General features: G+C 72.1%; 28 protein-coding genes. 20 read left to right on the forward strand and 8 right to left on the reverse strand.

Going from position 1 to position 24,938, the window contains the following annotated elements; translation table 11 throughout:
* Positions 1-118 precede the first annotated feature (118 nt).
* A complete protein-coding gene (locus tag AC6JBM_RS04060; RefSeq protein WP_497982273.1) occupies positions 119-1,927 on the forward strand; it encodes a tetratricopeptide repeat protein in 1,809 nt (602 codons plus the stop codon).
* A gap of 91 nt (positions 1,928-2,018) precedes the next feature.
* Here AC6JBM_RS04060 and AC6JBM_RS04065 read toward each other — a convergent pair whose 3' ends face one another.
* The 5 genes from AC6JBM_RS04065 to AC6JBM_RS04085 form a co-directional block, all read right to left on the reverse strand.
* Entirely contained in the window at positions 2,019-2,420 is a 402-nt protein-coding gene (locus AC6JBM_RS04065; RefSeq protein WP_497982274.1) for an arsenate reductase ArsC, read from the reverse strand.
* Complete coding sequence (locus AC6JBM_RS04070) at positions 2,417-3,148, reverse strand: aquaporin (RefSeq protein WP_497982275.1); 732 nt, start codon at positions 3,146-3,148, stop codon at positions 2,417-2,419. The genes AC6JBM_RS04065 and AC6JBM_RS04070 overlap by 4 nt, the downstream gene beginning before the upstream one ends.
* Before the next feature lie 32 nt (positions 3,149-3,180).
* The gene (locus tag AC6JBM_RS04075) at positions 3,181-3,621 is read right to left on the reverse strand and encodes a three-helix bundle dimerization domain-containing protein (RefSeq protein ID WP_497982276.1); all 441 of its coding nucleotides are present in this window, start codon (positions 3,619-3,621) and stop codon (positions 3,181-3,183) included.
* Positions 3,618-4,334, reverse strand: coding sequence for an arsenate reductase/protein-tyrosine-phosphatase family protein (locus AC6JBM_RS04080; RefSeq protein WP_497982277.1), 717 nt, complete (start codon positions 4,332-4,334; stop codon positions 3,618-3,620). Before AC6JBM_RS04080 ends, AC6JBM_RS04075 begins: the two co-directional genes overlap by 4 nt.
* Positions 4,335-4,624: 290 nt before the next feature.
* The gene (locus tag AC6JBM_RS04085; RefSeq protein WP_497982278.1) at positions 4,625-5,005 is read right to left on the reverse strand and encodes an ArsR/SmtB family transcription factor; all 381 of its coding nucleotides are present in this window, start codon (positions 5,003-5,005) and stop codon (positions 4,625-4,627) included.
* A gap of 236 nt (positions 5,006-5,241) precedes the next feature.
* Here AC6JBM_RS04085 and AC6JBM_RS04090 point away from each other — a divergent pair, with 236 nt between their 5' ends.
* The 6 genes from AC6JBM_RS04090 to AC6JBM_RS04115 all read left to right on the forward strand — a co-directional run bounded on the left by AC6JBM_RS04090 (position 5,242) and on the right by AC6JBM_RS04115 (position 10,394).
* Positions 5,242-5,499: a hypothetical protein gene (locus tag AC6JBM_RS04090; protein WP_497982279.1), complete on the forward strand. Its 258-nt coding sequence runs from the start codon at positions 5,242-5,244 to the stop codon at positions 5,497-5,499.
* Complete coding sequence (locus AC6JBM_RS04095) at positions 5,496-6,743, forward strand: M28 family peptidase (protein WP_497982280.1); 1,248 nt, start codon at positions 5,496-5,498, stop codon at positions 6,741-6,743. Before AC6JBM_RS04090 ends, AC6JBM_RS04095 begins: the two co-directional genes overlap by 4 nt.
* 27 nt (positions 6,744-6,770) lie before the next feature.
* Positions 6,771-7,103 carry an ArsR/SmtB family transcription factor gene (locus AC6JBM_RS04100; protein WP_497982281.1) on the forward strand — a complete coding sequence of 111 codons (333 nt, stop codon included), beginning with the start codon at positions 6,771-6,773 and terminating at the stop codon, positions 7,101-7,103.
* Positions 7,100-7,603, forward strand: a complete 504-nt coding sequence (locus tag AC6JBM_RS04105; RefSeq protein ID WP_497982282.1) for a GNAT family N-acetyltransferase — start codon at positions 7,100-7,102, stop codon at positions 7,601-7,603. The genes AC6JBM_RS04100 and AC6JBM_RS04105 overlap by 4 nt, the downstream gene beginning before the upstream one ends.
* 78 nt (positions 7,604-7,681) lie before the next feature.
* Positions 7,682-9,106, forward strand: a complete 1,425-nt coding sequence (locus AC6JBM_RS04110) for an NAD(P)-binding domain-containing protein (protein WP_497982283.1) — start codon at positions 7,682-7,684, stop codon at positions 9,104-9,106.
* Between the two features lie 22 nt (positions 9,107-9,128).
* Positions 9,129-10,394 carry an MFS transporter gene (locus AC6JBM_RS04115; RefSeq protein ID WP_497982284.1) on the forward strand — a complete coding sequence of 422 codons (1,266 nt, stop codon included), beginning with the start codon at positions 9,129-9,131 and terminating at the stop codon, positions 10,392-10,394.
* On the opposite strand, the gene AC6JBM_RS04120 is transcribed toward AC6JBM_RS04115, so the two are convergent.
* Both AC6JBM_RS04120 and AC6JBM_RS04125 read right to left on the reverse strand, forming a co-directional pair.
* Complete coding sequence (locus tag AC6JBM_RS04120) at positions 10,372-10,704, reverse strand: YnfA family protein (RefSeq protein ID WP_497982285.1); 333 nt, start codon at positions 10,702-10,704, stop codon at positions 10,372-10,374. The genes AC6JBM_RS04115 and AC6JBM_RS04120 overlap by 23 nt on opposite strands.
* A gap of 31 nt (positions 10,705-10,735) precedes the next feature.
* Positions 10,736-10,906: a hypothetical protein gene (locus tag AC6JBM_RS04125; protein WP_497982286.1), complete on the reverse strand. Its 171-nt coding sequence runs from the start codon at positions 10,904-10,906 to the stop codon at positions 10,736-10,738.
* 202 nt (positions 10,907-11,108) lie between these two features.
* Between AC6JBM_RS04125 and AC6JBM_RS04130 the strand changes: the two genes are divergently transcribed.
* Genes AC6JBM_RS04130 through AC6JBM_RS04175 form a run of 10 tightly spaced genes read left to right on the forward strand, consistent with a single transcriptional unit; the run spans position 11,109 to position 20,835 of the window.
* Positions 11,109-12,449 (forward strand): ABC transporter substrate-binding protein, encoded by a 1,341-nt coding sequence (locus AC6JBM_RS04130; protein WP_497982287.1) that lies wholly within the window; start codon positions 11,109-11,111, stop codon positions 12,447-12,449.
* Position 12,450: 1 nt separating this feature from the next.
* Positions 12,451-13,377 (forward strand): carbohydrate ABC transporter permease, encoded by a 927-nt coding sequence (locus tag AC6JBM_RS04135; protein ID WP_497982288.1) that lies wholly within the window; start codon positions 12,451-12,453, stop codon positions 13,375-13,377.
* Entirely contained in the window at positions 13,374-14,252 is an 879-nt protein-coding gene (locus tag AC6JBM_RS04140) for a carbohydrate ABC transporter permease (RefSeq protein ID WP_497982289.1), read from the forward strand. Before AC6JBM_RS04135 ends, AC6JBM_RS04140 begins: the two co-directional genes overlap by 4 nt.
* Complete coding sequence (locus AC6JBM_RS04145; RefSeq protein ID WP_497982290.1) at positions 14,249-15,217, forward strand: phosphotriesterase family protein; 969 nt, start codon at positions 14,249-14,251, stop codon at positions 15,215-15,217. Before AC6JBM_RS04140 ends, AC6JBM_RS04145 begins: the two co-directional genes overlap by 4 nt.
* The gene (locus tag AC6JBM_RS04150) at positions 15,214-15,975 is read left to right on the forward strand and encodes an SDR family NAD(P)-dependent oxidoreductase (RefSeq protein WP_497982291.1); all 762 of its coding nucleotides are present in this window, start codon (positions 15,214-15,216) and stop codon (positions 15,973-15,975) included. Before AC6JBM_RS04145 ends, AC6JBM_RS04150 begins: the two co-directional genes overlap by 4 nt.
* 14 nt (positions 15,976-15,989) lie before the next feature.
* Entirely contained in the window at positions 15,990-16,952 is a 963-nt protein-coding gene (locus AC6JBM_RS04155) for a Gfo/Idh/MocA family protein (protein WP_497986409.1), read from the forward strand.
* Positions 16,949-18,031 (forward strand): amidohydrolase family protein, encoded by a 1,083-nt coding sequence (locus AC6JBM_RS04160; protein ID WP_497982292.1) that lies wholly within the window; start codon positions 16,949-16,951, stop codon positions 18,029-18,031. Before AC6JBM_RS04155 ends, AC6JBM_RS04160 begins: the two co-directional genes overlap by 4 nt.
* Before the next feature lie 14 nt (positions 18,032-18,045).
* Complete coding sequence (locus tag AC6JBM_RS04165; protein WP_497982293.1) at positions 18,046-19,206, forward strand: aminotransferase class V-fold PLP-dependent enzyme; 1,161 nt, start codon at positions 18,046-18,048, stop codon at positions 19,204-19,206.
* Positions 19,203-20,039: an MBL fold metallo-hydrolase gene (locus tag AC6JBM_RS04170; protein WP_497982294.1), complete on the forward strand. Its 837-nt coding sequence runs from the start codon at positions 19,203-19,205 to the stop codon at positions 20,037-20,039. The genes AC6JBM_RS04165 and AC6JBM_RS04170 overlap by 4 nt, the downstream gene beginning before the upstream one ends.
* Positions 20,023-20,835, forward strand: a complete 813-nt coding sequence (locus AC6JBM_RS04175; protein WP_497982295.1) for an IclR family transcriptional regulator — start codon at positions 20,023-20,025, stop codon at positions 20,833-20,835. The genes AC6JBM_RS04170 and AC6JBM_RS04175 overlap by 17 nt, the downstream gene beginning before the upstream one ends.
* A 34-nt stretch (positions 20,836-20,869) precedes the next feature.
* Here AC6JBM_RS04175 and AC6JBM_RS04180 read toward each other — a convergent pair whose 3' ends face one another.
* Positions 20,870-21,682: an IclR family transcriptional regulator gene (locus AC6JBM_RS04180; protein ID WP_497982296.1), complete on the reverse strand. Its 813-nt coding sequence runs from the start codon at positions 21,680-21,682 to the stop codon at positions 20,870-20,872.
* A 250-nt stretch (positions 21,683-21,932) separates the two neighbouring features.
* On the opposite strand from AC6JBM_RS04180, the gene AC6JBM_RS04185 reads away from it, so the two are divergent.
* From AC6JBM_RS04185 to AC6JBM_RS04195, 3 genes are all read left to right on the forward strand, one after another.
* The gene (locus tag AC6JBM_RS04185) at positions 21,933-23,156 is read left to right on the forward strand and encodes an ABC transporter substrate-binding protein (protein ID WP_497982297.1); all 1,224 of its coding nucleotides are present in this window, start codon (positions 21,933-21,935) and stop codon (positions 23,154-23,156) included.
* A 68-nt stretch (positions 23,157-23,224) separates the two neighbouring features.
* Complete coding sequence (locus tag AC6JBM_RS04190) at positions 23,225-24,106, forward strand: carbohydrate ABC transporter permease (RefSeq protein ID WP_497982298.1); 882 nt, start codon at positions 23,225-23,227, stop codon at positions 24,104-24,106.
* The gene (locus AC6JBM_RS04195; protein ID WP_497982299.1) at positions 24,103-24,936 is read left to right on the forward strand and encodes a carbohydrate ABC transporter permease; all 834 of its coding nucleotides are present in this window, start codon (positions 24,103-24,105) and stop codon (positions 24,934-24,936) included. Before AC6JBM_RS04190 ends, AC6JBM_RS04195 begins: the two co-directional genes overlap by 4 nt.
* The last annotated feature ends 2 nt before the right edge of the window (positions 24,937-24,938 follow it).

Here is a 24,938-nt window from a genome sequence, read left to right on the forward strand (position 1 = left end):
CGCGCAGGTGCAGATCGCCATCGGCGCTCGTAGCACCACCGAACTCGCGGAGCGATCTTCCCATCCATCGATAAACCGCTCTATGATGCTGATCACTTCATTGTGATCCCTGCCGGAGGTGGCCAGTGCGGAAAATGACGATCCGACACAAGAGTGCCGTGCGCCTGTTGTCCGGAGCGCGGCGGCTCTGGCTGGAATGGTGCTGGTAAGACGCGGCCGGGCGGGCGCCTCCGGGCGTCCGCCCTACAACTGCCACCGCGACCTCGGCCCGTATGCGGGGGCCGACGCATTCCTCGCCGACCTCGCCCGCGATCATCCCCGGCAGGCCGCCCGCCATGCCCTTGAGCTGCACGCCATCGTCCCGGCGCTGAATCCGGCCACGGTGGCCGCGGCGGACGAGCAGCCGATCCGGTTCCACCCCGCCCGGCGTACGGCCGCCCTCTCGTTCGGGGCGGCGGAATTCGTGGCCGCGTGCGCCGTACGCCGTCCCCTGACCGTCCACTTCGTCCACGCCGGCGCGGCCGACGAGACGACCGCGGAACTCCTCGCGACGCTCACGCGCCAGCTCGCGTCGACTCCGATGGACCTGCACCTGCACGACGGGGGAGCGCCCGAGCCGGAGGTCGAATCCCGGCCGGCCAACCTACGGGCCATGCTGGGCGACAGTCTGGCGCGCGGCTTCTACCACCACGCCGTGCGTATCGCGCGGCGCGGCCGGGCCGCCGTCACACCCGAGACCGACCTTGCCCACTGGTGGTCGTTCACCACGGGACTGGCCACCGCCCTCGCCGCGCTCGGCGACGCCGGTGAGGCACTCCAGTTGTACGCCGAGGTCCGAGCCGTCACCGACGATCCGAAGATCGCGATGTCGGCCGCATACTCCACGGCCATGCTGTACGCCCGCCACCTTCCCCCGGCGCAGCAGGACCCGGCCATGGCCAGGCAGTGGCTGGAGAGGGCACTGCACCTGGCCGGCGGCATCACCGACGAACGCCGGCGCGTCGTGTCGACCGTCTTCTACGAGCAAGGCATCGCGCTGTTGGACAGCCGCGAGGGCCGGGCGGACCAGGCGCTGGACCTGGTGAACTCAGGTCTGGCGAAGCTGTCCGCCGTCCTGGGCGCCGATGAGCGTCGGCAGGATCAGGCCCGCCTCCGGCACAACCGGGCCCAGCTCCACCTGGCGCTCGGCAAGGCCGCCGAGGCGCTGGCCGACCTCGACGACGTCATCGCGTTCGACCCCGAGAACTGCGAGTACTACGTCGATCGGGCGGCCCTGCACCGCGCCGCTGGGCGTACGAGCGCCGCCTTGGGCGACTACGCGGCGGCGATCCGGCTCGGACCACACCTGCCGGAGGCGTACTACAACCGCGCGACGCTGTATGAGGAGACCGGACAGAGCGGGGCTGCACGTGAGGACCTGCGGCGCGTCCTGGCCATCGATCCATCCCATCTCGACGCCCGCGTGGCGCTGGCCAACCTCCATCTCGCCCGGGGCGACCTCGCCGCCGCCGAAGCGTGCGTACGCTCAGCTCCGGCCGAGCGGCGCGACGCCCCCGCACTGCTGTGCACGCTGGGTCTGATCCGCTCCGAACGCGGTGCCCTCGACGAGGCCGACGAGCTGCTGACGCGGGCCCTCGACGCCGATCCCGGACTGGCCGAGGCGTGGACCAACCGGGCCGCCGTACGCTTCGAACGCGGCGACGCCGCCGCTGCTGTGGCCGACCTCGACCGCGCGGTGGTGCTGTCGACCGCGGCCGAGCCTCGCTACAACCGTGCCACCGCGCTGATGCGGTTGGAGCGCTGGGGCGAGGCCGCTGAGGACCTGACAGCCGCGCTGGCCGTGCCCGGCCTGGACGCCAAGCTCCGCCGCGACCTGCGCGCCGGGCTCAACCGCTGCCGGGCTCATGCGCCGTCTCATCGGCGTTGACGCGGTCTGTCACCATCCAGGACACCTCTCGGAACGGTGGGCCGCCACCGGTGAGGAGCCGGCCCGGCGGCGAAGACTCAAGGACGGGACGTCAGGCGGCGACGGGCAGTTCGGTGATGAGCTGTTCGACGCGGCGCTTGATTTCGTCGCGGATCGGACGGACGGCGTCGATCCCCTGCCCGGCGGGGTCGTCGAGCTTCCAGTCGAGGTACCGCTTGCCGGGGAAGACCGGGCAGACGTCGCCGCAGCCCATCGTGATGAGCACGTCGGAGGACTCCGCGGTGTCCCAATCGAGTTTGCGTGGCGTGTTGGCGGTGATGTCGATGCCGACCTCCCGCATCGCCTCGACCGCGACCGGGTTGATCTGATCGGCGGGTTCGGAGCCGGCGGAGCGGACCTCCACCGTGTCGCCGGCGAGGTGGCGTAGCCAGCCGGCGGCCATCTGGGAGCGGCCGGCGTTGTGGACGCACACGAACAGGACGGTGGGCTTCATCGGCTGGTTCCTTCTGTGGTACGGACGACGACGTCATCGGCGGCGTTGCCGGCGGACGGGTACAGGGCGAGCAGGAAGGCGACGCCGAACGCGAGGCCGGCGAGCTGGGCGGCGATGAAGCCGGGCACGGAGGCAGGGGCGATGCCGGCGAAGGTGTCGGTGAACGCGCGGCCGATTGTGACTGCGGGGTTCGCGAAGCTGGTGGAGGAGGTGAACCAGTACGCGGCGCCGATGTACGCGCCGACCGCGGCCGGGGCGACGGTCGCCCGGCCGGAGCGGGCGAGGGCGAAGATGAGCAGCAGGAGCCCGGCGGTGGCGACGACCTCGCCGAGCCAGAGGTGCCCGCCGGCACGGTCTTTGGTGGAGAACGCGACGGCGGGCAGGTCGAACATCAGGTCGGCGAGGACCGCTCCGGCGATCGCGCCGGCGGCCTGGGCCGGGATGTAGCCGGCGAGGTCACGGCCGGACAGGCCGGTGCCGCGGGATCGGCCCAGGAACCAGTCCGCGGCCGACACGACCGGATTGAAATGGGCGCCGGAGACGGGGCCGAAGGTGAGGATGAGCGCGCCGAGGGCGAAGGCGGTGGCGACGGAGTTTTCGAGGAGCTGCAGGCCGACGTCGTTGGGGCTGAGGGCGGTGGCCATGATGCCGGAGCCGACGACGGCGGTGACGAGCAGTGCGGTGCCGGTGAACTCGGCGAGCAGCCGGCGCCACAGGGTGGGGTTCACGAGGGTGGAGGTCCTGTCTCGGGTTCGGGTGGTCAGGCGATGGCGAGCTGGTCCATGAGGCGGCGGACGCGGCGTTCGATCCCGTCGCGCAGAGGGCGGACGCCGTCGAGGTCCCAGCCGGCCACGGCGCGCTCGCCGGTGAGGTGGGTGAAGAACCCGAGCGCCATCTGGGAGCGGCCGGCGTTGTGGGTGCACAGGAACAGCACGACGGGTTTGCCGTCGCGGTGCTTGCCCTCGACCCGGGCCAGGGCGTGCAGGCGCTGGCGGGCGAAGCGTTCGGCGAGCGGCGGCAGGACGTTCGGGACGCTGGACAGTGACGCGAACTGGTCGTCGCTGGTGTGCAGGAACCGTTCGATGGTCTCGGCGGTGCAGGTGCCGTCGAACGCGAACCCGAGACGGACCGCGGCGGTGCGCAGGGCGAGCTGCTGGTCGACGGACCGGTCCGGGTGATAGTGGACGATCGCGTCAGTCATGGGGTGCTCCGGCGCGCTGGGCGGGTGCGGGGTGTGGGCCTGTCCGCCGGTTCGAGGGCGGGCGCGAGGCGGTCGATGCGGGCGGCGAGGTCGGCGAAGGTGGCCTCGAACGCGGCGTCGGTGTCCGCCGGATCCGGGACGGACCAGTGCAGGCGGGGCCGGACGCCCTGGGTGAGGTCTTCGTGGGCGTTGTCGCAGACCGCGACGACGAGGTCGGTGTCGTGCACGACGTCGGCGACGTGGGCGGTGCCGGTCGCGTTGATCAGCAGTCCGTGCCGGTGCGCGACGGCGACGGCGCGGGGGTTGACCCGTGCGGCCGGGTGCGTGCCGGCCGAGGCGGCGGGGATCGTGGCCCGGTGCGTCCAGAGGGCAGCGGCGAGCTGGGAGCGGGCGGAGTTGCGCGTGCAGACGAACACCACCCGGGACACGCCGGTCAGCACCGGCGCCGCCAGCGACGCGAGAGCTCCGGGTTCGAGGCGCAGGTAGGTGCGGCGCCGGTCGCCTTCGGAGCGGGTCCGCACGAGCAGCCCGGCCTCGTCGAGGACGTTGACGTGGTGGGCGACGAGGTTGGTCGGCAGGTCGAGCGCGCGGGCGATCTCGCCGGGCGAGGCGTCGCCGAGCGTGAGCGTGTCCACGATGGCCAGGCGCGCCGGGTCACCGAGCGCGGCGTGGATCCGGGCGCGCCGCTGCACCGAAGATAGCTCAGTGTTCATTGACTCAATGATTGGTGAGCATTCTGGGCTGCGTCAAGTGAACAGCCGGTGTCGCCTGTCCTGGCCCTGGGCGGGCGGGCTCGCCGGCGCGTGGCCAAGGAGGCGGCGCAAGGTCGAGTTCGCGGTGCTGATCCAGGACGTGCGGGAGTCCCGGCTGCCGGGCAGCGCCCGCCGGCCGGCGGGCCCGGGCCGGGGTCGTGGTAGCGCGGCACCGGCGGCGCGCGTGACGCATGGCGGGACTCTCAAGATCGAACGGCTCCCGCGAGGCCGGAATCTCCAGATTGACCGCGTCAGCCCGCTTGCGCTTCCACGTCGACGGTGAGGAGGACCGCGAGCTGGCGCATGATGCCGGGGCGCGCGCGATAGTAGACCCACGTGCCGCGCCGATCGGCATCGACGAGCCCGGCCTCGCGCAACGACTTGAGATGGTGCGAGATCGTCGGCCCGGACAGCTCGAACGCCGGCGTCAGGTCGCAGACGCAGATCTCCCCGCCGGGCGCCGACGCGATCATCGACATCAGCTGCAACCGGACCGGGTCGCCGAGCGCTTTGAACGCCGGGGCGAGCAGGGTGGCGGTCTCGGCGGGGAGGCGTTGCTGGGTGATCGGCGGGCAGCAGGGCTCGGCCGCGTTGAGGTCGGTGAGGGTGAGCGCGGCCGGCTGATTTGACATGCGTCTAGGTTGACAGATCTCAAATCAACGTGCAACCGTTTGATTCGACAGACGTCGAGACAGCCTCGGCGCCGCTGCGGGGAGGCGGCCATCCCCCGATCGCTCCGCCGTACCCGAATCGCGTCGGGTGTCCGGTTCTGCGACCGGCGCGCCGCCACCCGGATCGACCGCATCCGCACCCACCTCAGCGCCCTCGCCGGGCCCCGCTGAACAACACCACGAGGGGAATCTGCGCCATGAGCGACACCACCATCAGCACTCCGGCCGCCGTCACCGGCGGATTCACCGGGGGCGACCCCGCCGCCGCGCTGCACGCCGCCGGGACCAGTGGCTGCTGCGGCAACCCACCCGTCGCGGCTCTCACGCCGGCCGGGCCGGCCGTCGCCGGCGGCCCGTGCTGCGGTACGCCGGCCGAGGCGACCGCGGAAGGCGCCTGCTGCGGCACCGCGGCGAAAACCGACGCGGTCGCGGCCGGCCAGGGCTGCTGCGGATGACCACCTCCGGGGAAGTGGCGCGGCTCCCGTCCGGGCTCCTGCACGAGGTCGTCGGCCGGATCTCCGGCACGCGGATGGCCGGCACCGTCGCCACCCTCGCGTCGGCGGCGTTCGCCGGGCGGCGGGTCGGCAGCGCGGGCGGGGCCGCCGCCCGGGCCTGGCTGGCCCAGCACCTCGACGCCGCCGGCGCCACCGTCACCCTCGACGCGTTCACCGTCCGCGGCATTCCCGAGGTCTACACCACGCCCACCGTCGCCTGGTCCGACGGCACCACCGAACGCGACCTGCGGTTCGGCCGGGAGGTGGCGGTCCATCTCGCCTCCGCCGACCAGCCGCTGGTCCGCCGGGGCCGGCTCGCGGTGGCCGGGGTGGATGATCCGGCCGGGCGGTGGCTGGTCGTCCCGGCCGGGATGACGCTGTTCGACGCCTACGGCCACGCCCACGGCGCCCACGGCTTGCTGCTGGGCCGCGGTGTCGATGCGGACGGCTGGCAGTACACGATGCTGGCCGGGCCGAACCCCGGACCGCTGCCGATCCTCACCCCCGGCACCACCACCCACGCCGGCCTCCTCGCCACGGCGAGCGCGGGAATCGGCACGTTCGCCGCCAACACGCCGATCCGGCGGCTCGACGTCCCCGCCACCAATGTCCACGCCCATTGGCGTCCGGCCGACGGCGGCCCGGACCTGCTGCTGACCGCGCACTACGACGGCGTCGGCGATCACCCCGGTCTACGCCAGCCCGCCGCGGCGGACAACGGCAGCGGCGTCGCCGTCGTCCTCGAGGCGGCCGCCGTCCTGGCCGAGGTCCTGCCCGGCGGCGTCGGCCTGGCCGTGGCGCTGCTCGACGCCGAGGAGGCCGGTGCCCTCGGCTCCGCCCACCACGCCGCGCGGCTCCGGGCCGGCGGTGCGGCCCCGCTGGTCATCAACGTCGACGGCGCCGGCCACCTCCGGGAGGCGGCCGCGGTCGAGGCCGGCGGCCCCGCGCACGCGCTCCTGGCGGCGCTCGACCAGGCGGGCCGGCACACCGGCCTGCCCCTCGTGGCCGGGCCGGTCGCCTCCGACAACCGGCGTTACGCCGCGGCCGGGCTCGCCGCGGTCGGCATCGGCGCCGGGATGGCCGGCTATCACAGCCCGGCCGACACCCCGGACCGCGTCGAAACCGCAACCCTGACTGCGGTGGCCCGGCTGGTCGTGGCGACCGGATTGCTCGCGGCCGCCGGCGCGGCTACAGTTTCATCGTAGATCGGCGATAGACGATGAAGATGGTGGATGGTGACCGAACTCCTCGACCGGGCGACCGCGGAGACCTACGCATCGTGGTTCCGGGCCCTCGCCGACCCTTCTCGGGTGCAGATCGTGGAGTACCTGGCGCGCCAGGGCCGGCCGATGCCCGTCGGCGACCTGGTCAAGGCGGTGGGGCTGGCGCAGTCCACGGTGTCGCAGCACCTGAAGATCCTCACCGAGGTCCGGTTCGTCCTCGTCGACGCGGTCGGCACCGCCCGCCACTACCGGATCAACCAGGCGTGCATCGGCTGCTTCCCCTCCGCCGCCGACGTCGTCATGGGCCGCCCGGCCCCCAACCCGATCGGAACCTGCGAATGAGCGGCATCCGGGCCCGCGCGATGACCGAGGCCGACGCCGGTGCGGTGCTGGCGATCTACCAAGCCGGCCTCGACAGCGGCCAGGCCAGCTTCGAACACGCCGCCCCCGACTGGGTGGCGTTCGACGGGGCCAAGCTGCCCGACCACCGGCTCGTTGCCGTCGACGCCGCCGGGACGGTCCGGGGCTGGGTGGCCGTCTCGCGGGTGTCGGCCCGCGCCGTGTATGCGGGTGTGGTCGAGCACTCCGTCTACGTCGACCCGGCCGCCCAGGGCCGCGGGATCGGACGGGCGCTGCTCGATGCGCTCATCGCCTCCACCGAGGCCGCCGGGATCTGGACCATCCAGTCCGGGGTCTTCCCGGAGAACACCGCCAGCCTCGCCCTGCACCACGCGGCCGGATTCCGCACCGTCGGCGTCCGCGAACGCGTCGGCCGCCACGTGTCGCAGGGCGGCCGGTGGCGCGACGTCGTGTTCATCGAACGCCGCAGCCCGCACATCTAGCCACCCTCCCGCGCTCGGGACCGCCTGGGCGCAGTCCGCCCTTCTGATTCGATATCACTCAAGACAAGGGAATTCGTTGTGAGTACTCGGCTCGACAACCTGCCGGTCGTCGTCATCGGCGGCGGGCCCGTCGGTCTCGCCGCCGCCGCGCACCTGGCCGAGCGCGGCCTGCCGTTCCTCGTGCTCGAGGCCGGCGACCAGTCCGCCGCCGCGATCCGGCAGTGGGGTCATGTCCGGCTGTTCTCGCCCTGGCGGTACAACACCGACGCCGTCGCCCGCCGTCTTCTGGCCGACAGCGGCTGGGTCGAGCCGGACCCGGAGGTCCTGCCGACCGGCGCGCAGCTGGCCGCCGACTACCTCCAGCCCCTCGCGGACCTGCCCGCGCTGAAGCCGCACGTGCGCTACGGCGCCCGCGTCGCCGCGGTGACCCGGCTGGGCCTGGACCGGCTGCGCACCGCCGGACGCGACGCGGCGCCGTTCCTCGTCCGCCTCGACGGCGGCGAGGACGTCCTGGCCCGGGCGGTCATCGACGCCTCCGGCACCTGGGGCACCCCGAATGTCCTCGGCGCGTCCGGCATCCCCGCGCACGACGAACACGCTGCGGCCGCGTTCGTCGAGTCCGCGCTGCCGGACGTGCTCGGCGCCGATCGGGCCCGGTTCGCCGGCCGGCGCACGCTCGTCGTCGGCGCCGGGCACTCGGCCGCGAACACGCTGCTCGCCTTGGCCGACCTGGCTGCTGCGGCGCCTGACACATCCGTGGTGTGGGCGATCCGGTCGGCAAGCCCGGCCCGCACCTACGGCGGCGAGACCGCCGACGCCCTGCCGGCCCGCGGCGCGCTCGGCACCCGGCTGCGCGAGCATGTCGAGGCCGGCGTCATCGAACTCGTCACCGGCTTCGCCGTGCAAGCCCTGCACCCCGGCGCCGACGGGCGGGTCGTGGTCTGCGACGGGACACGTGAACTCGTGGCGGACCGGATCGTCTCGGCGACCGGGTTCCGGCCCGATCACACCATCACCGCCGAGCTGCGCCTGGACCTCGACCCGATCCTCGGCTCGACCCGGGCCTTGGCGCCGCTGATCGACCCGAACGAGCACTCCTGCGGCACCGTCCCGCCGCACGGCGTCGACGAGCTCACCCATCCCGAGGCGGGCTTCTACGCCATCGGTGTGAAGTCCTACGGGCGGGCGCCGACGTTCCTGCTCGCCACCGGCTACGAACAGGCCCGCTCCGTCGTCGCCGCACTGGCCGGGGACTGGGCCGCCGCGCGGGACGTCCAGCTCGACCTGCCCGAGACCGGGGTGTGCAACAGCAACCCGATCGTCGGTGACACCACGATCGACGCCACCGGGGGCGGCTGCTGCGGCGCGCCCGCCGCCGAGACGGTACCCGGGGGGCGGGGGCTGGCCACCGGGGTTGCGGGTGGGCTGCTGTCCGCGCCACTGACGCTGCGCACCGTTTCGGCGCCGGCCGACGGCGAGCAGTCCGGCAGCTGCTGCGGCTGACCGGGTGAACCACCCTGCCACGGTGGCCGCCGACTCCGCTGCCGACGGCCACCGGCCCGTCTTGCACGGCTGGCGGATCGTCACCGCCCTCGCCGTCACCCAGACCGTCGGCTACGGCACCCTCTACTACGCCTTCGCCGTCCTGCTCCAGCCGATGGCCGCGACCCTGCACGCCTCGACCACCACCGTCACCGGCGCGCTGACCGCCTCGGTCCTCGCCGGCGCGGCCATGGCGATCCCGGTCGGGCGATGGCTCGACCGCCACGGCGGCCGCGCCCTCATGACCATCGGCTCGACCGCCGCGACCGGGCTCCTGCTGGCCTGGTCGCAGGTCCGCACCGTCACCCAGCTCTACGTCGTGCTCATCGGTGTCGGGCTCACCTCGGCCATGGTGCTCTACGAACCGGCGTTCGCCGTCGTGGTGTCCTGGTTCGACCCGAGCCGGCGGGCCAAGGCACTCCTGGCGATCACCGTCGTCGCCGGCTTCGCCAGCGCCATCTTCCTGCCGCTGACCGGGGCCCTCGTCGCCCGCCACGGCTGGCAGCACACTCTGCTCGTCCTCGCCGCTCTGCACGGCGTCGTCACCATCCCGCTGCACGCCCTCGTCGTCCGCCGCGCGCCGCAGCCCACGCACCCAGCGCAACGCCACGCTGCTGCTCATCGCGCGGCGGTGGTCCGGGCCGCGCTGCGCGACACCCGGTTCTGGGTGCTCGGCGTCGCGTTCGTGGCCGAGGGGGCGGCGATGGCCGCCATGACCGTGCACCTCGTCGGGTTCCTCACCAGCCGCGGGCACCCGGTCACGTTCGCGGCCACCGTCGCCGGACTCCTCGGCGTCCTGTCCGTGACCGGCCGGCTCGTCCTCACCGGCGCGCAACGCCGCATCCGGATCACCACCGTCGTCGCCACGATCTTCACCGTCCAGGCCATCGCCGCCCTGGCCCTGCTCGCCGCCGGCGGTAGCCGCGCCGGGGCGGTGGCCGGGGTCGTCGCATTCGGGCTCGGGTTCGGCATCTCCAGCCTCGCCACCCCGGCCCTGCTCGCCGACCGGTACGGCACCATCGCCTACGCCACCATCGCCGGCACCCTCACCGTCCCGATCACCCTCGCCCGCGCCGGCGCACCCCTCGGCGCCGCCGCCCTGCTCAGCACCGGCGGCTACATCCCCGTCCTGACCGCCATCGCGATCGCCTGCCTCATCGCCGCGATCGGCATCGTCACCCGGGCCGCCGCACCGTCGCCGGTCCCGGCCACACCCACCGGCCGGGTCAATGACGAGGCGCGTACATGATGACGACGACACCGACCAGGCAGACGGCGGCGCCGATGAGGTCGTAGCGGTCGGGGCGGAACTTGTCGATGACCATGGCCCAGCCCAGGGATCCGGCGACGAAGATGCCGCCGTAGGCGGCGAGGATCCGGCCGAAGTTCGCGTCGGGCTGCAGGGTGGCGACGAAGCCGTACGCGCCGAGGGCGGCGATGCCGGCGCCGATCCAGAGCAGGCCTTTGTGTTCGCGGACGCCCTGCCAGATGAGCCAGGCGCCGCCGATCTCCGCGAGTGCGGCGACGAGGAACAGCAGGACGGACCGGATGATCGTCATGCCGGTATCGCAGCACACTGCGGCGACGCGGTCAGCAGCCGCATCCGGTGCCGCCACATCCGCATCCGGTCCCAGCGGTGGCGGCCCGGCGGGCGTTGCGGCGGCGGTGCGGCCACCACAGGCTCAGGGCGAGCACGCCGAGCCCGGCGGAGACCGCGAGGAGTGTCCGCTCGGCGACCGCGGCGCCGGCGGTGGTGAGCACCCCGGCGAGGACGCCGGAGACCTTGCTGCCGGTTGGAGGCCCGGTGTCGAGGAGCTCGGCGACCTCGCCGGTGCGCAGAAGCCGCCTCTTGCTTGCGCCCCGCTGACCTGGTACGAATGCTCAACTCAGAACTTAGGTTCATGTATATGAACCATCTGGCCGGCCGGAGGGTCACATGGATGAGCGGCGCCCGATTCCGGGCTTGTTCTCTGCCAGCACGTCGATCTCCCGTCGGAGCCTGCTGCGCGGCGCGCTCGCGGCGGGCCTGACCGTTCCCACGGCATCGCTGTTCGCTGCGTGCGGCGGTGCGTCCACGCCGAAGACCAACGACACTCCCGGCACGCTGTCGATGACCGCCTGGGAGGCGTACCCGGATCAGATCCGCACCCTGCTGTCGTCCTTCAAGGACCAGTCCGGCGTGGGCGTGGATCTGTCCCTTGTCCCGAACGTCGGCTACGGCCCGGCCCTGCAGACGCGGCTGCAGGGCGGCCAGGCGATCGACGCCTTCTACAACTTCGCCTACGCCTCGACCAAGTACGTCGACGCGGGCTGGGCCGGAACGCTCAACAAGTTCGCCGGCGTCGAGGACATGCTGGGCGACATGTTCCCCGCCTCGGCGGCCCGGCACCGGCTCGCGGACGGCCGGATCATCAGCGTCCCGTACTTCTCCGCGGTGCACAGCCTCATGTACAACCAGAGCCACCTGCAGAAACACGGCATCGGCGCACCTCCGGCCACGAAGGAGGAGGTGTACGAGCAGTGCAAGAAGCTCAAGGCCGCCGGGGTGGCCAGCCCGTACGCGGGCTACTGGACCAAGCAGTTCCTGGAGGAGTACTTCCTCGTCTACCTGCTGGCCGACGGGATCACGCCGTTCGACGCCAAGGGTGCCCCGGTCTTCGCCGACGACGCCAAGACGCTGAGCGTCATGGAGTGGTGGAAGGCGATGTACCAGGAGGGACTGACGTCCAAGGAGGTGCTCACCGCCGACCCGGGCGCGCACGTCACCGCGATGGCACAGGGCAACTCCACGTTCTACACGCTGCACCACTACTTCCTGCAGATCATCCGCACGACGGAGGGTCCCGAGTCGAAGAACGTCACGATCTCGTACCGCCACCCCGGCATCACCGGCAAGACGCTGCAGATCGGTGAGGTCATCCAGATCGGGGCCACGGCCGGCGGCGCGCGGGCCGAGGACGCCTGGAAGCTGCTGAAGTTCTACGGCTGGAAGGACGAGGCCGGCAAGTACTCGACCTTCACGTCCTGGGCGAAGGCGGCGGCGCTGCTCGGCCCGTACCCGGGGCTGTTCAAGGACAAGGACTTCCTGGCCGCGTTCCCGGACTACTACGAGATGCCGAAGCTGGAGGACACCTTCGCCAACCAGAGCGACGTGGTCCCGGCGCGGGTCGCCCCGTGGTACGCCTCGTTCCAGGTCAAGGTCGGCGACCGCCTCCAGGCGATGCTGCTCGGCCAGGCCGGCGTCAAGGACACCGTCGACGGGCTCGCCGCGGACGCCAAGAACCTCGCCGCCGCGGGCAGCTGACATGGCCGAGACGACGGCCCTGGCCCCGCGGCGGCGCACGTCGCCGCGGGGCCGGGCGAACGCCCGGTTCGGGCTGGTCCTCGCCACCCCGGCGCTGGTGTTCGTGCTGGGACTGGTCGCCTGGCCGGCGATGCGCACGACGATCTACTCGCTGCAGCGGGTCAGCTTCCGCGGCGAGGCGCGGTGGGCGGGGTTCGCGAACTTCCGGACGCTGTTCGCCGACGAGCAGTTCCGGCACGCGCTCACCACCACGGTGCTCTACGCGGTCGGCTTCCTGCTCGTCTCCACGCTGCTGGGGCTCGGGTTCGCGCTGCTGCTCAACACCGGCTTCCGTGGCCAGTGGCTGGCCCGCAGCCTGCTCATCGTCCCGTGGGCCTGCCCTTGGGTGATGGTCGGCATGATCTGGAAGTGGTTCGTCGACGGTGAGGTGGGCGCGCTCAACGGCGCGCTGCTGGCCCTCGGCCTGGACGGCGTGGCGCCGCTGTCGGACAGCACCGGCGCCCTCGTCGTCGCGATCCTCGCCGGGGCCTGGCGGCAGGCGTCGTTCACCGGGCTGCTGTTGCTGGCCGGGCTGCAGACGATCCCGCGGGAGGTGCCGGAGGCCGCGATGGTCGACGGAACCAACGCCTGGCAGCGGCTGCGGCACCTGACGCTGCCCTGGCTGCGGCCGGTCATCGTCGTCGTGGTCATCATCAACACGATCTTCGGGTTCATGCAGTTCGACACGATCTGGGCGCTGACCCAGGGCGGCCCCGGCGACGCCACCTCGGTGCTGTCGATCTACCTGTACCAGCAGCTGTTCGTCTACACGAACACCGGCCTCGGCTCGGCCACCGCCGTCGTCCTCGGCGGCATCGCGCTCGTCCTCGGGTTCGTGTTCGTCAAGCTGCTGTACCGCTCGAGCACGATCACGGAGGGCGTCGAGTGAAGCGCTCACGGCTCGCCTCGGCCGGGATCTACATCGGGTTCGCACTGTTCCTCGTCTGGATCCTGTTCCCGCTGTACTTCACCGTGCTGAGCAGCTTCATGGGGCCGTCGGAGATCGGCGCCAAGCCGTTCCACTGGTGGCCGCACGACCCCACGCTGGCCAACTATGCCGCCATCTTCACCGGCAACAGCGCGCCGTTCTCCACCGGGCAGGACGGCGGGATCGTCTCGAGCACCGACGCGGTCGCCCGGCTGATGCCGGCGATTGCCCGCAGCCTGGTCGTCGGCGTCGTCGTGGTCGCCAGCAACCTGGTCATCGCCGGGGCCGCCGGATACGCGTTCTCGCGGTACGAGTTCCGCGGCTCGCGCCTGGCGTACCTGCTGCTGCTCGCCTCGCGGGTGGTGCCGGCCATCGCGATCGTGCTGCCGTTCTTCGTCGCGTTCCGGCAGCTCGGGCTGCTCAACACGTCGCTCGCCCTGGTCATCAGCTACAACGCGTTCACGCTGCCGTTGGCGATCTGGCTGCTCAAGACGTACTTCGACAGCGTGCCCAAGGAACTGGAGGAGGCCGCCGAGGTCGACGGCGCGTCCCGGCTGCGCTGCCTGCTGGTGGTCGTCACCCCGATCGCCCGGCCCGGGCTGATCGCCGCCGGCCTGCTGGTCTTCCTGGAGGCGTGGAGCGAGTTCTTCTACTCGCTGGTGCTCACCAACGCCCTCACGGTACCGCCGGTCGTGGCGGGCCTGCAGAACCTGCAGCAGTTCTCCTGGACGACGCTGGCCGCGGCCACCATGTTCACAGTCGTCCCGCCGGTGCTCATCGCCCTGGCGTTTCAGCGGTACATCGTGACAGGCCTCGCCGCAGGGAGTGTGAAGTGATCGAAAGTCTTGCCGGAAAGGTCATGACCGTCCTCGGGCCGATCGAGCCCGAGGACATGGGCAACACCCTCAGCCACGACCACGTGCTGGTCGACGGGTGGGGGCTGCGCCAGCTGTACGAGGCGATCCTCGACGACGAGGAGATCGCCGTCGAGGAGGTCCGCCGGTTCGCGGCGGCCGGCGGCCGGACGATCTGCGACCCGACGAACATCGGGCTCAAGCGCGACCCGCAGGCCCTGCGCCGGATCAGCGAGGCCAGCGGCGTCAACATCGTGATGGGCGCCGGCTGGTATCGCGAGGTCGTCTATCCCGGCTACATCACCACCGACAGCACCGAGGCCCTCGCCGACCGCCTCGTCGCCGAGATCACCGACGGCGTCGACGGCAGCGGCATCCGCCCCGGCTTCATCGGCGAGATCGGCACCGAGCGCGGCCACATCACCCCGCACCAGGAGCGGGTGTTCCGCGCCGCCGGCCGGGCCCATCGCCGCACCGGCTGCCCGATCATGACGCATACCACCCACTGGGGCGAGCTTGCCCTCGAGCAGCTCGACCTGCTCGCCGACGAGGGGGTCGACCCGGCCCGCGTCATCGTGTCGCACCTGGGCGACCGGCGCGGGACGAAGTGGTGGCTGCCGATCGCCGAACGGGGCGCCTGGCTCAACATCGACAACCTGGCCTTCGTGCAGGGTTACGCGCCCCTGTCGTTCCGGGCCGACAACGTCGCCGAGCTGACGGCCCTGGGACTGGCCGGGCAGCTGATGCTGTCCAACGACATCTGCGAGCTGGGCCAGCTCGCCGCGTACGGCGGACCGGGCTACGCCAACGTGATCGAGAACTTCCTGCCCATGCTGCGCGACCGGGGAGTGTCCGAGGACGACATCCACCGCATGACGGTCGCAAACCCCGCCCGGGCGTTCGCGTACGCGGCGGCGCCCGCCACAGAACCTGGAGAACAACCGTGAGCACAACAGCAGTCGTGGTCGGCGCGGGCCGGGGCATCGGGCAGGCGATCGGCGAGGACCTCGCCCGCGCCTGCCCCGGCGACCGGCTGGTCCTCGCCGACATCGACGCCGCCCTCGTCGAACGCGTCGCGGCCACGCTGCGGGTGCAGGGCGTCGAGGCGACCGCCCGCCACGTCGATGTCACGGACGAGCGATCGGTACAGGACCTGGTCGCCGAGACCGCCGAGGCGGACAAGGTCGCGATCGCCGCCGGGATCTTCGACAGCTCACCCACCCTCGACGTCACCACCGCCGACTTCGAGCGCATCCTGCGGGTCAACACCGTCGGCTGCTTCGACGTGGCCCGCCGCTACGCCGCCGGCATGGCCGCTCGCGGCGGCGGGTCCATCGTGGCGGTCGCGTCCGTCGCCGCGCGGATGCCCCGGATGCGGCAGGCCGCCTACGCGGCGTCCAAGGCCGCCCTGCGCCAGTCGCTGCGGGTCCTCGCCCTAGAGGTCGCCGGCAGCGGAGTCCGGGTCAACACCGTCTCGCCCGGGCCGACGGACACGGAGATGATGCGCCAGCTCGCCAGCGACCACGCCTCCGTCGACGACCTGGCCGACGGTAGCCTGCTGGCGTTCCGCCCCCGCATCCCGGCCGGCCGGGTCGCCCGCGGCAGCGACGTTGCCGCCGTGGTGCGCTTCCTGCTCTCCGCGGAGAGCTCCCACGTCCTGCTCGGCGACATCGTCGTCGACGGCGGCGAGCTGCTGGGCATGTGAGGAGCGACGTCGTGATGAGGCTTGGCATCGTCGGCGCCGGGATCATGGGCGCCAAGGTGGCGGCGGCCGCCGAAGGGCTGCCCGGGGTGCGGGTCACCGCCGTCGCCGACCCGGTTGCCGGACGCGCCGCCGCGCTGACCGACCGGTCGGGCGGCATCCCGTTCGCCGGCTTCCGGGAACTGCTCGACTCCGGCGCGGCCGACGCCGTCTACCTTGGGCTGCCCCACGACGGCCACGCCGACGCCTGCGTCGAGGCGGCGGCGAGCGGCGTCCACGTCCTGATCGACAAGCCGCTGTGCAACACCGTCGCCGAGGCGGACCGGATCATCGCGGCCCGGGACGCGGCCGGCATCGTGCTCATGGTCGGGTTCAGCTACCGGTTCCGGGCCGAGTGGCTCGCGGCCCGAGGGCTGGTCGCCGACGGCGTGATCGGGGAGCCGCTGTCGGTCACCGACGTGATCGTCGAGGCGACGCCCGGCACACCGCCCTGGTACTGGGACGCCGGCCGCGGCGGCGGAATCCTGCAGCTGCAGTCGCACCACTGCTTCGACCGGCTGCCGTGGCTGGTCGGCCTGCCCCTGGCCGAGCTGACCTGCCGCACCACCGGCCTTCCCGGGGAGGCCGAGTCGGCGGCCGCGATCACCGGGACGTTCGCGTCGGGCGCGGTCGCCGGGATCGCGCTGTCGTTCGGCCGCACGCACGTGGCCGGCCCCCGGTCGCTGACCGTCGTGCAGGGCAGCGCCGGGCAGCTGCGGATCGAGCAGGGCGGCGCGCTCGCCGTGTCGTGCACCGCGGGGGAGCGGGCCGAGTCGTACGCCGGCGACGACTGGCTGCACCGGCAGCTCTCGGCGTTCGTGGCGGCCTGCGCCGGAGCGGAGCCCGCCGTTCCGGCCGCCGAGGACGGGCGGCTGGCCGTGGTCTGCGCCGCGGCCGCGGCCGAGTCGGCCCGCACCGGGCAGCCGGTGCGGCTGTCATGACCGGACTCGTGCTCCGCGGCGGCCTCGTCTGCGACCCCGAGACCCGCACCCTGGCCCCGGGGGACGTCGTCGTGCGCGACGGGAGCATCGCCGCCACCGCGAACCCGGCGGACCGGGTCGTGGACGTGTCGGGGCTGGTGGTGACGCCCGGCCTGGTCGACCTGCACACGCACGTCTTCGTCGGCCAGGATCTCGGCGTCGACCCGGACGTGGTCGGCCCGCCCAGCGGGGTCACGACCATGGTGGACACCGGCAGCGCCGGCGCGCACCTGTTCGGGGCGTTCGTCCGCGGTACCGTCGAACGGGCCCGCACCCGGATCGGCGCGTTCATCAACATCTCCACCGTCGGCACCACGAGCATCCTGCTCTCCGGAGAGCTGAAGACCCTCCCGTACGTCGACCCCGCCGCCTGCCGCGCGGCGATCGCCGAGCACCGGGAACGGATCATCGGCGTGAAGGTCCGGGCGTCCGCCGACGTCGCCGGCGACAACGGCGTCGTGGCCCTGGACCGGGCGCGCGAGGTCGCCGACGCCGAGGGGCTGCCGCTGATGGTGCACCTCGGGCCGCCGCCGGCGTCCCTGGCCGACATCCTGGCCCGGCTCGGCCCCGGCGACGTGCTCACCCACTGCTTCACCGGCTTGTCCGGCACGCCGTACACCGAGCGCGGCCGGGTCGTCGACATGGTCCGCGAGGCCCGGCAGCGCGGCGTGCTCTTCGACGTCGGGCACGGCATGTGCGGCTTCGACCTGGAGCAGGCCCGGGCCGCGGTCGGCGCCGGGTTCCTGCCCGACACGATCAGCTCCGACCTGCACACCTACTCCCGCGACATCGTCGGCGGCCTGCCTGACGTGATGGCGAAGTTCCTCGGGCTCGGGGTCGCCCTGCCCGAGGTGGTCCGCCGGACGACGGTGGCGCCGGCCCGGGTCGCCGGGCTGGACGGCGCCGGTGTCGGGACCCTCCGAGCCGGTGCGCCGGCCGACGTCGCGGTCCTGCGGGTGACCGAGGACCCGGCCCCGGCCGTCGCGGCCGTGCTGACCGTCCGGGCCGGCGAGATCGTGTACCGCGCCGAACCAATCTGAAGGGGAGTCGACACATGGACATCTATACCGAACTGGGCGTGCGAACCATCATCAACGCGGTCGGGCCGGCCACCCGGCTGGGCGGCCTGCCGCTGTCCGACGAGGTCGTGGAGGCGATGCGGGCGGCGGGCGCGCGCAACGTGCGCATGGACGAGCTCCAGGAGGCCGCCGGCGCCGAGATCGCCGCCCTGCTCGGCGCGCCCGCCGCCTACGTCACCAGCGGCGCCGCCGCGGCCCTGAGCCTCGCCACCGCGGTCTGCCTCGCCGGCGACCGCCCGGCGGCCATCGACGTGCTGCCCGAGGTCGCCGGGCCCCGCCGCCGGGTCATCGTCCAGCGGGCCCACCGGGACCCCTACGACCACGCGCTGACCGCCGTCGGCGCGGACCTGGTCGAGATCGGCTACCCCGGCTCGACCCGCCCCGACGAGCTCGCCCGCGAGCTCGACGAACGGGCCGCGCTGGTGCTGTGGCGGCCCGGCCGCGGCGGCGACCACCTCGGCATCGCCGAGGTCTCGGAACTGGCCCACCGCGCCGGTGTGCCGGTGCTCGTCGATGCGGCGATGGACGTACCACCCCTGGCGAGGCTCGCGGAACTGCTCGACGGCGGCGCCGACCTGGTCACGATCAGCGCCGGGAAGGCGTTCCGGGGCCCGCACACCGCCGGGATCCTCTGCGGCCGGGCCGACCTGGTCGGCGCCGTCGCCCTGCATCACCAGGACATGGACATCCGGCCCCGCACCTGGCAGCGCTCGGAGATCACCGGCGCCGACCCCGTCCGCGGCCGGCACGGCATCGGCCGGGGCATGAAGGTCGGCCGCGAGCAGATCGTCGGCCTGCTCGTCGCCCTGCGGGCGTTCGTCCGGGACCCGGACGCCCACCACCGGCACGGGGCGCAGGAGCTGGCCGACATCCGGTCCGCGCTGGAGGCCGACACCCGGTGCGCGGTCCGGGACGGCTACGAGCACCACCTCGATGTGCCGGTCCTCGAGATCGACCTGTCCGCATCGGGCCGCGACACCGATGACGTCGTGCGGGAGCTGGACCGGGGCGCGCCCCGCATCCACGTCGGCGAGGACCGGGCCTGGCAGGGCGTGCTCGTCGTCAACCCGATGGGACTGCGGCCCGGCGACGGTGCCGCGCTCGCGAAGCGGCTGGTCGAGGTGCTCGACCAATGACGAGCCCGTGGCGGCTGTCGGCGGCGCCGGTGGCCCGCATGCCGATCGTGGGCTCGGCAGCGTTCTTCGGCCGCAACGACCCCGGCTTCTACGACCTGTGGTTCTACGTCTGGCTCGTCACCGACGGCAAGCGGACCGGGCTGATCGACACCGGCCTGCCGATCGGCGACGCCGACCGGGCGGCGCTGGAGAGGGCCAACCAGGCGCTCGACCCGCGATGCGCGTTCCACGACGTCCGGCTGCTGCCCGAGGCCCTCGAAATGCTCGGGGTCCGCGGCGAGGACGTCGACTTCGTCCTGCTCACCCAGACGGTCACCTACCACACCGGCGGACTCCTGCCGGACCTGTTCCCGCGGGCGACGATCTACGCCTCGTACGCCGGGGTACGGGAGATGTTGTGCGCTCCGCCGGGGCACCCGCCGACCGAGTTCTACTTCACGAGCGGCACCTGGTCGTTGCTGCGGGACCTGGCGGTCGCCGGGCGGCTCGTGCTGACCGACGGGCCGGTCACCGTGGCGCCCGGGCTGGAGTTCGAGACCACCGGCGGCCATCACCCCGGGTCGGCCGGCGTCCGGGTCCGCTGCGCCGACGGCGTGGTCGGCCTGCTGGAGACGGCGTTCTTCGACCGCAACATCGCCGAGGAGCTCCCGATCGGCATCGCCGAGGACGCCGCCGGGTGCCGACGGGCCATCAAACAGTATCGAAGCGTGTGTGATGAGGTGGTGGCGTTGCACGACCCGGGCAACGCGGCGCGCTTCCCGATCGAACCTGGGCGGGACGGCCGGTCACACCTCAGCACGCAAGGAGGCCAGCGTCATGACCGCCATCCGTAACACCCCGCCGAACGTCCAGTCCACGACCGGCGTCAAGTCTGCCGAGCGGGCTCTGGATCTCATGGAGTACCTGGCGTCGCACCGCTCCGGCGCGACGTTCCCGCAGATCAGCCAGGACCTGGGCTTTCCCAAGAGCAGCCTGCACGCGCTGCTGGGCACGCTGGTGGGCCGGGGCTGGATCTATCTGGATGAGGAGCAGCGGCGCTACCGCATCGGGGTGCGGGTCTGGGAGACCGCGCAAAGCTTCGACTACCTGGACAGCCTTGCCCACCGGGCCGAACCGCACCTGCGGGCGGCCCGTGACGAGCTCAACGAGACCGTGCAGCTCGCCGTCCTCGACGGCATCGACAACGTCTACATCGCCAAGGTCGAGGCCGACCATCCGCTGCGGCTGGTGTCCCGGGTCGGGATGCGGCTGCCCGCCTACGCCACCGGCCTGGGCAAGGTGCTGCTGGCCCACCTTGATCCGGCGGAGCTGAGGGCACGCCTCGAGGGCGTGAGCATGCGCAGGTTCACGCAGCACACCGTCGCCACGTGGCAGCAGCTGCTCGAGCGGGTCCAGGACATCCGTGAGCGCGGCTTCGGCGAGGACGACGGCGAGTACACCCCTGGGGTCTTCTGCGTCGCCGTACCGGTCCGGGACGGCACCGGGCGGGTGGTGGCCGCGATGAGCTGCTCCATCCCCCGTGTCCGGCTCGGTGAGGGACCGGCGCACCGCGACCACCTGGTGGACACGCTGACCCGCCACTGCGAGGCGATGTCCCGTGGCCTCGGCTGGCGAGGCGGTGGTCAGTGACCGGTGCTCGTCCACATCGGAGCGCCGGCGGCGTTCAGGACAGGGGGGCCATCAGCGGGGCGAGCCGGCCCGCGCAGCCGCGCAGCGCCGGCAGGTACCGCTGGGCGCGGTCGCCGGCGGTGCCCGCGCGGGCCGAGGGGGTGGAGCAGCTCACGGCGGCGACGACCGCCCCCGACTCGCTGCGCACCGGCACGGCGACGCAGTAGAGCCCGACGGTGTACTCGCCGTCGTCCTCGGCGAAGCCGTTGGACCGCACGGCCGCGAGCCGGCGCAGCAGCTCGGCCTTGTCGCCGATGGTGCTCTTGGTGAACCGCTGCAACGTGACCCCGATCAGCCGGCGGCGCAGCTCGGCGGCCGGCAGACCGGCGAGCAGCACCTTGCCCAGCGCCGTGGTGTGCGCGGGCAGCCGCAGGCCGATGCCGGAGACCAGGCGCAGCGGATGGTCGGACTCCTCCTTGGCCAGATAGACGTTGTCGAGGCCGTCCAGGACGGCCAGCTGCACCGTCTCGTTGAGCTCATCCCGCAGCGCGCGCATCTCCGGTCCAATGAGGACGGTGATGTTCCGGTTGTGCGCGTACGCCTGCCCGACCTCCCAGGCGTGCAGCCCGACCCGGTAGACCCGGGATTGCGGGTCCATGAACAGGTAGCCGTGATCCGACAGCACCCGCAACAGCCCGTGCAGGCTGCTGCGAGGGAGCTGCAGGGCGGTACGGATACCGCTGGCGTCGATCCCGTCGGTATGCCGCGCCACCAGGTCCAGGATCTGCAGTACCCGCTCGGCCGACTTGATCGAGCCGGCCGGCGCCGCGGCGCCCGCGGCGTCAAGAGTTCGGGTTGTCGGCGCCATGGTTTCCGTCCGCCTTTGTCCGTGAGTCGAGTCCCGAGCAGGGTGCCACACGCATCCGATCGCAGGCAATGAGCTGGTTCTGAGCTGCTAAAACCGACTAGCTGTTCAGATCTCTGAACGCCTATTCCCATACTCGATCACCGCGTCTACAGTCGTGGACCAAGTCCCGCGTCCCTCCGACACACCAACTGCCCACACGAGGTGGACTGGAATGTTGAGACACCGATCCGCACTTCTGGCGGCCGCTGTCGTGGCTTCGCTGAGCCTGACGGCCGCATGCGGCGACACCGACGAACCCACCAAGTCCGCCCAGGACGGCGGCACCCTCGAGATCGCCCACTGGGACCTGCTGGCACCGAGCTACGGCGCGAAGATGTGGGAGACCTTTCAGGGCTACCAGCAGCAGAACGCAAAGGCGACGCTGACCAAGCAGGAAATCACCCGGGCCGACTACGAGACCACGATCAAGACGCAGATCGCCGCGGGCGGCGGCCCCGACGTGTTCGCCGTCGCCGACACGTTCCTGCCCGAGCTCGCCGAGGCGGGCGTCCTCGAACCGCTCGACGGCGTCTTCGGCGCGGACGCGAAGCTCAACGTCACCAACGAGGGCGGCAAGTGGCGCGGCAAGCAGCTCGCCATCACCGCCCAGATCGCGCCCTACGCGTTGCTGTGGAACAAGGACATCCTGGCCCAGGCCGGCGTCCAGCCGCCGACCACGCCTGAGGAGCTCGTCACGGCGGCGAAGACCATCAAGGAGAAGACGGGCATCACCGGCTTCGCGGTGCGCCACCGCATCGCCGAGGAGAACCCGTGGTGGATCGACTTCAACAACTGGCCGCAGGGCTTCGGCGGCGGCTGGTCCGACGGCAAGACCCTCACCATCGACCGGCCGGAGAACATCGCCGCGCTCAAGGCCTACAAGGCCGTCTACGACTCCGGCGCCTTCGCCGTGGGTGACGACGCGTCGACCTTCCGCACGAAGTTCAAGGAGGGCAAGCTGGCGATGCTCATCGACGCGACCGGCGCGCCGACCGCGATGATCAGCGACAAGGTGCCGGGCACCTCCATCATGTCCTCGAAGCTGCCGTTCCCGGGCAAGAACACCAGCCAGGTCGGCATCTACTTCGTCATCAACAAGCACTCCAAGAACAAGGAGCTGGCCAAGGACTTCCTGCGCTGGCTGGTTCAGCCGCAGCCGCAGCAGAAGCTCTCCGAGGTCATCGGCAACGCCTCGACCGTGGCCGTCGACACGACCGTCCCCGAGGCGTACGTGAAGGCCAACCCGTGGGTCACCGCCTACCGGGAGAACGCGCCGTTCTCGCACGACGCCGTGGTGGACGGGTTCGAGGCCAAGACCCCGCAGATCCGCCACATCGTGCTGCAGTGGATCGAGAAGGTGCTGCTGCAGAACGTCCCGCCCGAGGAGGCCCTCGCCAAGGCGGCCCAGGAGGCCAAGGCGGCGGTCGGGGGCTGACCCGCCACCGGCGCGGTAGGTGCCGGGCCAAGCGGCATCTACCGCGCACGATCCCCCGAAGGAGGGCCATGAGCACCCGATCGCGGCTCGCGCCGTATCTGTTCGTCGGCGGCGCGGCAGTCTATCTGCTGGTGTTCACCGCCACCCCGCTGTTGCGCGGGGTGCTGCTCAGCTTCACCGACACCAAGCTGCTCAACCCCGACGGCGGCGAGTACGTCGGCCTGGACAACTACCACGACCTCCTCGCCGACGACCGGTTCGCGTCGTCGGTGCTCACCACGGTCCTCTACACCGCCTGCACGGTCGCCGGGTCGCTGCTGCTCGGCACTGCCGCCGCGTTCGCGATCAACGACGGGTTCCGCGGGCGGGCCGTCGTGCGGGCCATCCTCGCGATGCCGTGGGCGGTGCCGTCGATCGCCGTCGTGCTCGTCTTCACCTGGATCTTCAACGTGGGCGACGGGGTCGCCAACCGCGGCCTCGCCGTCCTCGGCATCGGTGAGCAGGGCTGGCTCATCGACCCCGACCTCGGCCTGCTGTCCGTGACCGCGGTCAGCGTCTGGAAGGTGTTCCCGTTCATCATGCTCGTCGTCCTCGCCGCCCTGCAGTCGGTGCCCGCCGAGTTGCGCGAATCGGCCCGGGTCGACGGCGCCGACCGGTTCACCGCGCTCAAGGAGATCGTCCTGCCGCACATCGCGCCGACCCTGCGCATCGTCGCGCTGCTCATGACGATCTGGTCGCTGCGCCGGTTCGAGATCATCTACCTGCTCACCGGCGGCGGACCGGTCGACGCCACCAACACGCTCGTCATCAACGTCTACCGGGAGGCGTTCGCCAACTCGGACCTCGGCCGGGCGTCCGCCCTGGGGATGCTCGGTCTGTGCCTGTCCCTCGTCGTCACCGTCGTCTACTTCGTCGTCGAGCGGCGCTCGGCGCGGCGGGAGGCCCAGTGAAGCGGCTGACCGGAGCGGGTCCCGGGCGATGGCTCGCGGTCGTCGTACTGATCGTCGTCGCCGGCTTCCCGGTGTACTGGATGCTCAACACCGCCCTCGCCACCCGCGAGGAACTGTTCAACGGGCAGAGCCTGTGGCCGCGGGTCGACCGGATCGGCTCCATCTTCGACGTCTTCGGCAGCGATGTACCACTGCTGCGCTGGCTCACCAACAGCGCGATCGTGGCGTCCGGCACGACGTTCTTCAGCCTGGCGCTCGCCGTGCTGGCCGGATACGGGCTGTCGCGGTACCGCCGCTTCCACGGCCGTGGTCTCATCGGCTTCGCGCTGTTCGCCACCCAGATGCTGCCCGAGGCGCTGTTGATCGTGCCGCTCTACACGCTGTTCGTGTCGCTGGGCCTGATCAACGGGCTGTTCGGCCTGGTGCTGGCCGACACGGCCTTCGCCATGCCGGTCGCCGCGTGGATCATCAAGTCGGCCGTGGACGCCGTCCCCTACGAGATCGAGGAGGCGGCCCGGGTCGACGGCGCGCCCCGCTTCGTGATCTTCTCCCAGGTCACGCTGCCGCTGGTGGCGCCGTCGGTGGCCGCGGCCGCCGTCATCACGTTCTTCGACGGCTGGAACGAGTACCTGTTCGCCTCGACGTTCATCCGCGACTCGACGAAATGGCCGGCCAGCAAGGGCCTGTCGTCGTTCATCGGCGAGTTCATCACCCCGTTGTCGACGGTGTTCTCCGCCGCGCTGGTGTTCACCGTTCCCGCCATCGTCTTCTTCCTACTGGTCCAGCGCCGGATCGTGAGTGGCCTCACCTCCGGTTCGGTGAAGGGGTAGGC

The sequence above is a fragment of the Dactylosporangium thailandense genome, from assembly GCF_059739745.1.